The following is a 12,526-nucleotide window of genomic DNA, read 5'->3' as shown; positions in this document are numbered from 1 at the left end:
TTTATAAGTACTTAACTGGATTTGTATTTTCTTCTGATAAAACGATGGCAAAATTAGGAATTTTTTTCATAAGAAAATCAGCAATATAATTTTTTGTATATCGTTCGCTTTCAAAATGTCCAATATCAGTCAAAACTAATTGATTTTCAGCTTCGTAAAAATTGTGATACTTTAAATCAGACGTGATAAAAGCATCAGCTTGTGCTTTTTTTGCGGCCGAAATGGCAAACGCGCCTGATCCGCCCAATACGGCCACACGCTCAATGGGCTTTCCGAGCAATGCACTATAGCGAATTCCGCCGGTTTGCATTTTGGTTTGTACCATTTTTAAAAAATCCAATTCGCTCATCGGTTCTGGCAAATTACCCAACATACCCAGACCTATATTTTGATGTTGGTTCTCTAAGCGATAAATTTCATAGGCAACTTCTTCATACGGATGATTGGTGAACAAAGCTTTGAGTATTTTAGATTCAAGATGCTTTTCAAAAGTGACTTCGATTTTGATTTCATCGGTTTCAACAAATTCAAAACGTTCACCGAGTTCAGGATTGCTATGCTCGTTGCCCATAAAGGTCCCGATGCCTTTTGAATTAAAACTGCAATTTTCATAATTGCCAATGTTTCCGGCACCAGCATCAAAAAGTGCATTTCTCACTTTTTCGGCATTTTCAGCGGGCACATAAGTGACGAGTTTACTGATGAATTGTTTTTTCGGAATCAAAATGCGCAAGTTTTCTAAACCCAATGCGTCGCCTAAAATTTTATTCACACCATTGCGGTGGTTGTCTAAAGCGGTGTGAACGGCATAAATAGCGATGTCATTTTTAATGGCTTTAAGCACGGCGCGTTCAACATAATTTGCGCCGGTGATTTTTTTCAGCCCTGAGAAAATAATCGGATGAAAGCAAACCACCAGTTGACAATTTTTGGCAATAGCTTCATCTATTACGTTTTCAAGCGCGTCGTGACATACCAAAATCCCTTTTATTTCTTGTTCTGGGTTTCCGACCAAAAGCCCGACATTGTCAAAATCTTCGGCGTAGGCCTGAGGCGCCATTTCTTCGAGTATAGGTAATATTTGCGAAAGTTTCATCATGTTGCTACGTGGTCCAAGAATTCAATTTTTGTTTTAAAACCCAAAGGCCGTCTTTTTTTTCAAGCCACCAAATGCTGCTGCTGTTGTGTTCTATATTGCGGTAATAAACCACTTTGACTAAAGCGAGATTTCCTTTGCTATAAATAAGTGGTTTGCTTACAATCAGAAGGCGCTGATTATTCAAATGAAGTCGGGTTGATACTTCTTGGTATTTTTCAAGTTCAACACATTCTTTTACTTTTAATTTGAGTTGGGTTGGATTGTTGGCAAATATGGTTTCAAGTTCGTTTGACCATGAACGTTCTGCTGTATCTTGATTGATTTTTATTTTAATTTCTTGAATAAATTCTTGAGGTAAATCTGTTTTTTGTGTGGCTTCAATCAATTCGCCGGTATTGTTGGCCTGGGTACAATAAAAATACAACAACTGACTACGATTTTTAAATACTGGTTTTTCATTTTTGTACGATTGTTCTAGAATAATTCTCAAAAGAGATGTTACATCTGATTCTTGTGCTTTTACTTGCCAAGCAGCCAAAAGAACGAGCCACGAGAAGATTATTTTTTTCATTAATATATTGAAGTTTTTTGAGCAACAACTTGCGAATCTAGGGTTGTTTTTTTTCATTCCAAAGATAAAATATTATACATTCGTGCTATGATTTTTTTGAGAAAAATACTCTTTCCTTTGGCCGGTTTGTATGCGTTGATTACGGCTATTAGAAATTTCTTATACGATAAAAATCTACTTGCATCTCAAACTTATTCAAGACCAATCATTGCCGTCGGAAACCTCAGTGTGGGCGGCACCGGTAAAAGTCCGCAAATTGAATATCTTATCCGGTTACTTTCAGAATCATATCAAGTGGCCGTGCTCAGCCGTGGTTATAAGCGCAAAAGTGAAGGTTTTGTCTTAGCTGATGAAAATGCAAGCGCTGAAACTTTAGGCGATGAACCCTATCAGTTTTATCGCAAGTTTCCTAAAATACTTGTGGCGGTTGATGCAAACAGAAATAGAGGTATTCAGAATTTATTGGCTTTGCCCGAAACTCCGGATGTTATTTTGCTGGATGATGCCTACCAACACCGAAAAGTCAAAGCCGGTTTTTATATTTTACTCACGGCTTATGGCGATTTGTTTTGTGATGATTATGTACTTCCGGTCGGTAACCTGCGAGAGCCGAAAAACGGTGTTAAAAGAGCTGACTTAATCGTAGTTACTAAATGCCCGACAAATTTATCTGAGCAACATCAATTGGCTATTACTGCTAAATTAGGTGTCGGTGTCCCCGTTTTTTTTAGTTCTATTGCCTATGGCGAAGCGGTTTGTTCAGAAAGCAAAACCTTAAAAATGAACGAACTGCAAAGTTTACACAAATTACTCATAGCAGGTATCGCCAAACCAGAGCCATTTTTTGCATATTTGCAGCAACAAGAAGATGTTGTTTTAAAGTATCCTGATCATCATCATTTTACTTCAGACGATATAGAAAAAATTACTAAATTATCGCAAAACCGGGTTATCGTGACCACTGAAAAAGACTATGTTCGGCTTATACCGCATATGAAGCAAAAGGCATTGTATTATTTGCCTATAAAAACTTCTTTCTTACAACAGGCTTCACGTTTTGACCAAATCATTTTAAATTATGTGGGAACAAGTACAACAAACCGCTGATTATATTAAAGCCAAAACCGGACTCAATCCTGAATACGGAGTTATTTTAGGTTCAGGACTTGGCAGTTTTACCGACGACATCAATATTACACACACTTTGCCGTATAGTGAAATTCCGAATTTTCCGGTTTCAACGGTACAAGGTCACAAAGGCGCTTTGGTCTTTGGAACCATCGGCGACAAACAAGTTGTGGCCATGCAAGGGCGATTTCATTTTTATGAAGGATATTCTATGAAAGAAGTCACTTTTCCGGTGCGTGTCATGAAACATTTGGGCGTGAGCAAACTTATTGTGTCCAATGCTTCTGGCGGTGTGAAAGATTCATATCAAGTAGGTTCGGTGGTTTTAATTAATGATCACATTAATATGTTTCCGGAGCATCCGTTGCGCGGAAAAAATGACGAGCGTTTTGGCCCAAGATTCCTCAACATGAGCGAGCCGTATAGTAAACCCATGATAGCCAAAGCTAAATCATTAGCTCAAGACCTCGGTATTGAAGTTCAAGACGGTATTTATTTGGGATTGCAGGGGCCTACTTTTGAAACCATTTCTGAGTATCATATGGTAAAAATCCTAGGCGCTGATTGCGTGGGAATGTCAACAGTTCCTGAAGTAATCGTAGCGCGTCACATGGATATTGAAACCTTTGGAATCTCGGTAATTACTGATATGGGTAACGAAGAAAATATTGAAACCGTTAGCCACGAAGAAGTGCTCGAAGCTGCTCGTAAAGCAGAACCTCAAGTTCGCAGTTTAATCAAGGCGTTAATTCAAAAATATTAAGCTTTTTTACTGACTGTTTGGCTCAAAACACGATAAAAGTCGTTCGGGTCAAACGGTTTGGTAAGCACATCATTCATTCCGTAAGACAAGAGCATTTCACGGTTTTCATTAAGTGAAATAGCCGTAAGCGCTACAATTTTGGTTTTCTTATCAAAGGTTCGAATAGTTTGGGTAGCAATCGTTCCGTTGATGCCCGGCAAATGCACATCCATCAAAACCAAATCGTATTTGTTGTTCTTGACTGCTTCAATGGCGTCTTCACCATTGTCGATTACCTCGCAAATCATTCCTTTGTTCTCAACCATTTTTTTGGTGATCATTTGGTTGATTTTGTTGTCTTCAATGAGCAAGACTTTTTTACCATCTAAAACAGAATCGTCATAATCTAATGATTGTGCTTCAAGATGGCTTTGGTCATGACCAATTCTGAAACTCAAATCAAAATAAAACGTTGAGCCTTTGCCCACTTCGCTTTCCAAGTGAATTTTGCCACCCATAATTTCGATGAGTTTTTTTACGATAGTCAGCCCCAAACCGGTCCCGCCGTATTTTCGATTGATTTCGATAGAGCCTTGAGAGAAACTTTCAAAAACGGTTTCGAGTTTTTCTTGCGGAATCCCAATTCCGGTGTCGACAATTCTAAAGTGAATCGAAGTAAATTCTTCGTTGAGTTCATTGGTTTGCAAAATCACTTTTACTTCACCGTTTTTGGTAAACTTGAGCGCGTTGTTGATCAAGTTCAAAAATATCTGGGACAATTTAGTCGGGTCGCCCACTAAATAATCCGGAATACTCGGATCTATCTCAACAGAAAACGTATTGTTGTTGATGCCTGCCAATTCTTTGAGTGAATGCTGAATGTTTGACAATAATAGTTTGAGGTCAAAATTGATGTATTCAGTCTCAACAGCACTTGATTCAATACGGTTGATTTCAAGAATTTCATTGATAAAGGTCAGCAAATAATTTCCCGAAAACTTCAGAGAATTCAAGTAATTCATCTGGCTTGGTTTTGGGTTTTCTTCTAAAAGCAAATGCGTGATTCCGTTGATGGCGTTCAGTGGCGTTCTGAGCTCATGACTTACGGTTGATAAGAACTCAGCACGTGCCTTAGAAGCCTTTTCGGCTTTTTCTTTGGCTATTTGAAGTTCGCTGTTTTTTTCTTTGAGTAATTGATTAGATTGGTTGCGGATGATGTTGTTTTTGTACAATGACAAACTCAAAAGAGATAAAATGGATATGAGCGCAATAGCCAAAATACTAATCAGTTTGGCTACTTTGTTGGCTTTTTGTTGCTCTTTATTTTCGCGGTCCAGCTGTTCGATGGTTTTTAACCGTTCGTTGTCTTTGAATTCAACATAATCTTCAACGCCTAATTTTTTACTGTTGAGTGCAGCCAGACTATCTTTGAGACCCAAATGTTTTTTAAGAAAGTAAAACGCTTTTTCGGTATTGAGTAATTTGTCATAGGCTTTGCTCAGCGCCAATAAAATCTTAGCTTTTTGCTCCGGATTTTTATTGCGTTCATTAATAGCAAGTGATCTTGATAAATAATTCAACGCCAGATTACTTCGCTCATTGATCAATTCAATATTACCCATTTGATACAGCGCTTCGGCTTTGGTTTGCGTAATATCAGTATGATCGGGTTTGGCGATGATCTGGTTAAAAATAGGAATGGCTTGCTTATATTGACCTTTGGCTTTGTATAAAATTCCCTTTTGCAGATTTAAAAGCTCAATGGCATCCGGAATTTTGATGGCTGTATAAATGGTTTTAGACTTATCAAAATTGGCTTCGGCAGAATTGTAGTTTTCTTTTTCCATGAAACAAAGCCCCAACTGATAATAGCAGAAACCTTGATTTCCCGAAGGTTTGAGCGTATTGTATAATGCAACACTCTTGTAATAAGAATCAATAGCATCATCATATTTCTTGAGCTCAAAATAAATACCACCCAAAACACTACTGGCGTAGGCTTCAGATTTTACGTTGCGTTGGTTGTGCGCATAATCAATCGCTTTTTGTGCAAAATCTAAAGAATATTTGTAGTTATTGGTTTTAATATTGAAGTTTGATAGCTCGATGTAATAGGCTACACTGTCTGTTTTTCGGGTGTTTTTGGGCTTTTTTTGCGCCTGAGCAAAGATGCTTAGAAAAAGCAATACGGCTAGTAAATACCTCATAGAAAAGAATTTATTGTTGATTTGGGGCTCTAAAAATACGAAATTATTTTTTAGACAGATGTACAATCAAATCAATAATTCTTGAGGAATAACCAATTTCATTGTCATACCACCCCACCACTTTAACCATTTTTCCTAGAGCTGAGGTAAGTTGTGCATCAAATAAACAAGAGTTGCGATTGCCAATGATATCAACAGATACAATCGGATCTTCGGTATAAGCTAAGATGCCTTTAAGCTCATTTTCGGAGGCTTTTTTAAACGCCAAATTGATTTCTTCAATGCTCACCTCGCGTGAAACATAACAAGTAATATCTGTCAAAGAACCATCAGGAACCGGCACACGAATGCCTCCGCCACCAATTTTTCCGAGCATTTCCGGAAAAATACTATTAAGTGCTTTGGCAGCTCCGGTCGTAGTCGGAACAATAGATTGTGCTGCTCCGCGAGCTCTGCGCAAATCGCGGTGTGGTTGGTCGTGTAGGCTTTGATCGGTGGTGTAGGAGTGAACAGTCGTAATATACGCATGTTCAATACCGCAGAGTTCATTGATGATTTTAATCATCGGCGCAGCATTGTTGGTGGTACAACTGGCGTTGGATATGATTAATTCTGAACCGTCTAAAACATGCTCGTTCACACCCAAAACAACGGTTTTGATTTCTGCAACTTCTGAAGGCGCCGATAAAATGACTCGTTTAGCTCCGGCCGTAATGTGCTGGTAAAGGTCTGAATGTGTTTTGAATTTTCCGGTGGCTTCAATGACAAAATCGGGGCTGAGTTGCGCCCAACCAATCTCAGAAATATTTTTTTCATGAAAGAACCGATAGTGTTGACCATTCACTAAAATTCCTTGCTCGTCATAAGATACTTCATCAGCCAAAACTCCGTGAATACTGTCATATTTGAGCAAATGAGCCATGGTTTTGTTGTCGGCCAAATCATTGATGCCCACCACTTGAATGTGCGGGTGATTCAGCAATAACCGAAACAAATTGCGTCCGATGCGTCCAAAACCGTTGATGGCAATTTTAATCATGAGAAGAAGAAGTTGAGAAGAAGAAGTTTAGAAAGTTTAGAAAGTTTAAAAAGTTTAGAGTTGACTACAGTTGTTTAATGATATACAGTTTTGCGTTAGGGATTAAGGCTTTGTCTGAGCTCTTTTGGTGTAATGCAATGAAACCAAAAAGCAAGTGCCGAAAGCCCGACCCGCAGGGAACGCCCCATTATTCATTATTTATTCCACTGCGCTCCATTGAACATTCAGCATACAACATGCAACATAAATTTACAAAATGTGTTTCTCAGCGTGATAACTCGAACGCACGAGTGCGCCGCTTTCCACATGTCTAAAACCCATTTCTTTGCCTAAATCTTCGTATTTTTTGAATTGCTCTGGTGTGATGAATTCTTTCACCGGTAAGTGTTTTTTGCTCGGTTGCAAATATTGGCCAATGGTCACAATATCAACGTTGGCCTCGCGCAAATCGCGCATGGTTTGAATTACTTCTTCTTCGGTTTCGCCCAAGCCCAGCATAATGCCCGATTTGGTTCGGCGAATGCCCTGAGCTTTTAAATAGCGCAAAACTTCTAAGCTGCGGTCGTATTTGGCTTGAATGCGCACCTCGCGCGTTAGGCGACGAACGGTTTCCATATTGTGCGAAACTACCTCTGGGTTGGCCTCTACAATGCGGTCAATATTGCGCTCAATACCTTGAAAATCGGGAATCAAAGTTTCTAGCGTTGTTTCAGGATTCATGCGTCTGATGGCGCGTACGGTTTCGATCCAAATAATTGAGCCGCCGTCTTTTAAATCATCGCGATCCACACTGGTAATTACCGCATGTTTGATTTTCATGATTTTAATTGAGCGCGCTACTTTTTCAGGTTCGTCCCAATCAACCGTTTCCGGGCGACCGGTTTTAACGCCGCAAAATCCGCAAGAGCGCGTGCAAACATTGCCCAAAATCATAAACGTAGCCGTGCCTTCGCCCCAGCATTCGCCCATATTGGGGCAACTGCCCGAGGTGCAAATGGTGTTGAGTTTGTACTGATCAACCAAGCCGCGCAGCTCAGTATATTTCTGGCCAATAGGCAATTTAACTTTAAGCCATTTGGGTTTACCTACCGGAAGATTGTTGTCAAGAACGGTTTCCATAATTTGAAATTTGCCCCGCAAAGATAACGATTGTTTTGCTCTGATGTGCAAATTAACAATTCCTAAAATAGGCTCGTTTTTTAGGGCGCCCGAGCGGGCTATACGCTGCTATCTTTTGCTTGCTTGCGCCGCAAAAGGATATCCGCTGCTATCCCTGGCGCGGTGCACAGATTCATGCATGTTTTGGTTTTATTTTAAAAATCCTATCTTTAAAACAAAAAAAGATGCCGCAACTCAATACACACATCAACTTCAACGGAAACGCCCAAGAAGCCTTTAACTTTTATCAATCGGTTTTTGGCGGAAGCTTTACCAAAATAATTCGCTTCAAAGATTTGCCTGGGCTTGATGCCGAAGTCTCTGAACAAGAAGCGCAGAAAATCATGCATATTGCTTTGCCTGTCGGCGATAATATTTTGAGCGGTAATGACGTGCCGGCTTTTATGGGAACCGTCAATGAATTAGAGCATCGTTCTAAAATTGCATTGCGCGCACAGAGCAGGCAAGAAGCTGAGCATTTATTCAAAGGTTTGTCACAAGGCGGAACTATTGAAATGCCGCTTGAAGACAGCCCGTGGGGCACTTATTTTGCTATGTTTCGCGATCGTTTTGGCATTGAGTGGATGATTGAATATGACGTAAATCAAGGCTGATGGGCATGAGTGTTCAGGAGCAAATCCATAATTATATAGCTGCGCAAAGCGAGCTCAAACAAAATGATTTGCGCATTTTGCACGAACTTATTTTGCAAATTAATCCTGATGCGCTTTTGTGGTTTTTAGACGGAACCAATGACCAAGGCAAAGTGGTTTCAAACCCCAACATTGGCTACGGAAGCTATGAAATACAATATGCAAACGGCAAAACCAGAACGTTTTATCAAGTGGGACTCAGTGCCAATACCGCTGGAATTTCGGTGTATATTATGGGGATTGACGACAAAAACTATTTGACGAATAACTTTGCTGATCAAATAGGAAAAGCCAGTGTGAGCGGTTATTGCATTAAATTTAAATCGCTCAAAGACATTGATTTATCGGTATTAAAAAAAGCTATCAACATCGGATTTGAAGCGCAAAATCAAAAGTAAATATGCATCCAGATATTTTAAAATACAATCAAAGTCAGAGTCCCGAACATCAGCTGGTGTGCGATTCTTTGGCACTAATCATAGACAGTGAACTCAGCGATGCCGAAAGCAAAATTTGGCATGCGCATCCGGTGTGGTTTATCGATCAAAACCCGATTGTGGGCTATAGTTTGCAAAAGGCAGGCATTCGTTTGATGTTTTGGAGCGGTGCCGATTTTGATGAACCCGCGCTCAATATCCTCGGAAAAAAATTCAAAGACGCTTCTGTTTTTTACCAAAATATAAATGATATTGATGCTGAGCAACTCAAAGTTTGGCTGCAAAAAAGCATCGATATTCAATGGGATTACAAAAACATTGTTCGCCGCAAAGGTCAGTTGCTTCGACTGAAATAAAATCTCATCTTTAATTATTCTTTTTCAGGTGTATATTCTAACAAATCAGCCGGTTGGCAATCAAGTGCTTTGCATATCGCTTCAAGCGTGCTAAAGCGTACGGCTTTGGCTTTTCCGGTTTTAAGGATTGATAGGTTTGATAAAGTCAGATCCACTTTTTCAGAGAGTTCGTTGAGCGACATTTTTCGCTTGGCCATCACCACATCTAAATTTACAACAATTGGCATAGCTATACGGTTAAGTCGTTTTCGGTTTGAAGTTCGATTCCTTTCTGAAAAATCAGCGCAATCACATAAATCACACCGCCCATCAAAATATAAGCCTGGCTATCGGGCCAAAATTTGCTGAGTTGATCGATTTCATAACCGCGATGTTCCAAATTTCGCACACTTTCTCGGGCTATGTATCCCACCAAACCAATCGATAAAGTATAATAACTCAATTGGGTAATTTGTTCTGATACAAAGCTGCTAAACGGACGCGTCAAATCAAGTTTGCTCATGAGTTTGATAACGATGTAAAACAAATAAGCCTTGAGTACAGAAATAACTATAATAAAACTATACATGCCCACAAAAGCCCAAACGTTGGTTTGATACATTTGGCTGAGGTTAAGTTTTTCATACAAATGACTGACGGTTTCGGGTTTGAACAAGGCAAACGCAAAATTTACAAGTAGTGCGCCGGCTTCAATACACAAGCCGACAAAAATAATCCAAGCTACAATATGTAAGCCTTGAAACACAAATTGATTGGTTTTTGACATAACGAATGAGATTTAATAACGCGGCTAAAATAATAAATATTTATTGAAAAACAATAAAAATAAATTAAATTTCAAAAAAATCTGCTAAACTCAAAATCGATTTTAAGCAATCGAAGCGTCAAAAACAATTTATTCGGTAAAATCTAAATCTTTTCCATGCGTTTCGCTGATGCTTATGGTTGCATAAATTCCCAAAGCAAACACAACAATTCCTACCACAGCTGCGGCCATGATGACCCCTTGATTGGGCTTCAAAAAGTCAAAGCCCAAAAGCATGACCGGAAGTAATCCGCGCACCATATTCGGGACCGTTGTTGTGGCAGTACTGCGTATGTTGGTGCCAAACTGCTCGGCGGCCAAAGTCACAAACATCGCCCAATAGCCGGTGCCCAAGCCCATCCAAGCACAATAAAAATAATATTGGTTTTCGGTATGGGCTACTCCGCTGAGCAAAAGTACAATGCCAATAACTGTAAATAGCATCATGTATAAAATGGCTTTTTTGCGCGAATGCAGCCATTGTGAGATAAATCCGCTAGCAAAATCACCCACTGAAATTCCAACATAAGCCCACATAATCGCCTTACCAGGATTGAGGCTTTCAATACCCATAGCCGGCGCAAACTGATTGGCCATGACTGCCAAAATTCCGATGCAAAACCAAGTGGGTAGACCAATGGCAATGCATTTTAAATAACGAATCAAACGGCCTTTGTGGGTAAATAGTGAAATGAAGTTTCCTTTAGCAACATGTTCTTTTTTTTCAAGCGACTGATACATTCCGCTTTCAGAAACGCTGATGCGCAATACCAGCAAGGCCAATCCCATGACGCCGCCAATGAGGTAGGCGGTGGTCCAACTTCCGGCAAGTTCCACAGTTAGGTTGGCTACGACCGCTCCAAACAAACCGAATCCGGCTACGATTGAAGTGCCGAGCGCTCTGAGTTCTTTGGGCAAACTTTCTGAAACCAAGGTAATGCCTGCGCCCAATTCTCCGGCCAGCCCAATGCCGGCAATAAATCGAAGCCAAGCGTATATTTCAACAATATAAGGCCCATTGAGTACAGGTAAAAATCCACAAACAATATTGGCCGTCGAATAAACGATGATCGAACCAAACAAAACCGACAGTCGTCCTTTTTTGTCGCCGAGTATGCCCCACAGAATTCCGCCCAAAAGCAAACCGGTCATTTGGTAATTCATGATGTGGGTTCCGGCTACATCGGCATTCACCCCTAGTGATTGCAAACTTGGCACGCGTACAATTCCAAAAAGCAACAAATCATAAATGTCAACAAAATAGCCCAAAGCGGCCACAATGACCGGAAGACCTAAAAGATGTTTGAGTTTATTTTCTGTGGCTGTCATAGTTGTATATTTGAGAGAGTGATGCATTCAAAAATATTAAAATTCGTTGAAAATAAAAGCAGAATCCTATTTTGAGCGCATCAACTTATTATATTTGTGTCAACATTTGATCAGATTTTATTTATGAAAAGAAAATTTTTCCTTGGCTCATTTATCATAATGCTTTCGACTTTGGCTCACGCACAAATTGGCATTGATTTGAACGATCGCGCTTTGGGTGCAGTGCAAAAAGGCCTATCAGGTTTTATGTTTTCTGATGCAGACGCAGCTAATCTTTCAAAACAAGCCGTTGACAAAATGGATAAAGAAAACAAAGTTGCCGGTCCTAATGACCCTTATACGATTCGTTTGAATAAAGTTTTTGGCAAACACAAAAATGAAAACGGATTGACACTTAATTACAAAGTATATTTAGTCAAAGAAGTTAACGCTTTTGCTACCGCAGACGGAAGTGTACGTGTTTTTTCAGGTTTGATGGACATCATGGATGACAACGAACTTTTGGCGGTGATTGGTCATGAAATCGGACACGTAGCCAATCATGATTCACGCGATGCCATGAAAGCTGCATACCAAAAAGAAGCACTTTTAGACGCAGCGGCTTCACAATCAGGTAAGGTAGCTGCAGTAACTGATAGTCAACTCGGAAAAATGGCCAACGCCTTGATTGATTGTAAACACAGTCGCACACAAGAATCAGAAGCGGACGCTTATTCGTATGATTTTATGAAACGCAACGGTTATAATGTCAATGCGGTTGAATCAGCGTTTAATATTTTGGCCAAACTCTCAGAAGGACAATCTTCATCGATTATTGATCGAATGATGAGTTCGCACCCTGATTCTAAACAGCGCGCTGCCGATGCCAAAGCTCGCGCCGAAGCCGATGGTTTGTATAAGCCTTACGTAAAAGAAGTGCCCAAAAAAGCCGGCACCAAAAAACCGACGAAAAAACCCATCAAAAAGAAAAAATAAATAAAAAGCCTCAGAATTCCTGAGGCT

Annotated in this window: 14 protein-coding genes; 6 read left to right on the top strand and 8 right to left on the bottom strand. The window is 39.9% G+C overall.

Annotated elements, in window-relative coordinates:
* Window position 1 precedes the first annotated feature (1 nt).
* Window positions 2-1,096 (bottom strand): Nif3-like dinuclear metal center hexameric protein, encoded by a 1,095-nt coding sequence (locus tag KIH23_RS03410; RefSeq protein ID WP_213211490.1) that lies wholly within the window; start codon window positions 1,094-1,096, stop codon window positions 2-4.
* Window positions 1,097-1,103: 7 nt separating this feature from the next.
* Window positions 1,104-1,670: a hypothetical protein gene (locus KIH23_RS03405; RefSeq protein ID WP_213211266.1), complete on the bottom strand. Its 567-nt coding sequence runs from the start codon at window positions 1,668-1,670 to the stop codon at window positions 1,104-1,106.
* Window positions 1,671-1,757: 87 nt separating this feature from the next.
* On the opposite strand from KIH23_RS03405, the gene lpxK reads away from it, so the two are divergent.
* The gene (gene lpxK / locus KIH23_RS03400) at window positions 1,758-2,777 is read left to right on the top strand and encodes a tetraacyldisaccharide 4'-kinase (RefSeq protein WP_213211265.1); all 1,020 of its coding nucleotides are present in this window, start codon (window positions 1,758-1,760) and stop codon (window positions 2,775-2,777) included.
* Entirely contained in the window at window positions 2,749-3,561 is an 813-nt protein-coding gene (locus KIH23_RS03395) for a purine-nucleoside phosphorylase (protein WP_213211264.1), read from the top strand. The genes lpxK and KIH23_RS03395 overlap by 29 nt, the downstream gene beginning before the upstream one ends.
* Here the strand turns inward: KIH23_RS03395 and KIH23_RS03390 are convergent.
* The 3 genes from KIH23_RS03390 to lipA all read right to left on the bottom strand — a co-directional run bounded on the left by KIH23_RS03390 (window position 3,558) and on the right by lipA (window position 7,905).
* On the bottom strand, window positions 3,558-5,747 hold the full coding sequence (locus KIH23_RS03390; protein WP_213211263.1) for an ATP-binding protein: 2,190 nt from the start codon (window positions 5,745-5,747) through the stop codon (window positions 3,558-3,560). The two genes, KIH23_RS03395 and KIH23_RS03390, sit on opposite strands and share 4 nt — an antisense overlap.
* A 43-nt stretch (window positions 5,748-5,790) precedes the next feature.
* Window positions 5,791-6,786 (bottom strand): type I glyceraldehyde-3-phosphate dehydrogenase, encoded by a 996-nt coding sequence (gap, locus tag KIH23_RS03385; protein WP_213211262.1) that lies wholly within the window; start codon window positions 6,784-6,786, stop codon window positions 5,791-5,793.
* Between the two features lie 249 nt (window positions 6,787-7,035).
* Window positions 7,036-7,905, bottom strand: a complete 870-nt coding sequence (gene lipA, locus KIH23_RS03380) for a lipoyl synthase (RefSeq protein ID WP_213211261.1) — start codon at window positions 7,903-7,905, stop codon at window positions 7,036-7,038.
* A gap of 224 nt (window positions 7,906-8,129) precedes the next feature.
* Here lipA and KIH23_RS03375 point away from each other — a divergent pair, with 224 nt between their 5' ends.
* The 3 genes from KIH23_RS03375 to KIH23_RS03365 are packed head-to-tail and all read left to right on the top strand — an operon-like array spanning window position 8,130 to window position 9,390.
* The gene (locus KIH23_RS03375; protein WP_213211260.1) at window positions 8,130-8,558 is read left to right on the top strand and encodes a VOC family protein; all 429 of its coding nucleotides are present in this window, start codon (window positions 8,130-8,132) and stop codon (window positions 8,556-8,558) included.
* Between the two features lie 5 nt (window positions 8,559-8,563).
* Complete coding sequence (locus KIH23_RS03370) at window positions 8,564-8,995, top strand: DUF1801 domain-containing protein (protein ID WP_213211259.1); 432 nt, start codon at window positions 8,564-8,566, stop codon at window positions 8,993-8,995.
* Window positions 8,996-8,997: 2 nt separating this feature from the next.
* The gene (locus tag KIH23_RS03365; RefSeq protein WP_213211258.1) at window positions 8,998-9,390 is read left to right on the top strand and encodes a DUF1801 domain-containing protein; all 393 of its coding nucleotides are present in this window, start codon (window positions 8,998-9,000) and stop codon (window positions 9,388-9,390) included.
* A 14-nt stretch (window positions 9,391-9,404) separates the two neighbouring features.
* Here KIH23_RS03365 and KIH23_RS03360 read toward each other — a convergent pair whose 3' ends face one another.
* The 3 genes from KIH23_RS03360 to KIH23_RS03350 all read right to left on the bottom strand — a co-directional run bounded on the left by KIH23_RS03360 (window position 9,405) and on the right by KIH23_RS03350 (window position 11,524).
* Window positions 9,405-9,617, bottom strand: a complete 213-nt coding sequence (locus KIH23_RS03360; protein WP_213211257.1) for a helix-turn-helix domain-containing protein — start codon at window positions 9,615-9,617, stop codon at window positions 9,405-9,407.
* A 2-nt stretch (window positions 9,618-9,619) separates the two neighbouring features.
* The gene (locus KIH23_RS03355; RefSeq protein ID WP_213211256.1) at window positions 9,620-10,156 is read right to left on the bottom strand and encodes a DUF2975 domain-containing protein; all 537 of its coding nucleotides are present in this window, start codon (window positions 10,154-10,156) and stop codon (window positions 9,620-9,622) included.
* Window positions 10,157-10,285: 129 nt separating this feature from the next.
* Window positions 10,286-11,524 carry an MFS transporter gene (locus KIH23_RS03350; protein ID WP_213211255.1) on the bottom strand — a complete coding sequence of 413 codons (1,239 nt, stop codon included), beginning with the start codon at window positions 11,522-11,524 and terminating at the stop codon, window positions 10,286-10,288.
* Between the two features lie 123 nt (window positions 11,525-11,647).
* Here KIH23_RS03350 and KIH23_RS03345 point away from each other — a divergent pair, with 123 nt between their 5' ends.
* Window positions 11,648-12,499 carry a M48 family metallopeptidase gene (locus KIH23_RS03345; protein ID WP_213211254.1) on the top strand — a complete coding sequence of 284 codons (852 nt, stop codon included), beginning with the start codon at window positions 11,648-11,650 and terminating at the stop codon, window positions 12,497-12,499.
* Window positions 12,500-12,526 lie beyond the last annotated feature (27 nt).

The sequence above is a fragment of the Flavobacterium sp. CYK-55 genome, assembly GCF_018413465.1.
Classification (GTDB): domain Bacteria; phylum Bacteroidota; class Bacteroidia; order Flavobacteriales; family Flavobacteriaceae; genus Flavobacterium.
Note: the sequence above shows the minus strand (reverse complement) of the source record. Positions and strands in the feature narration are given on the sequence as shown.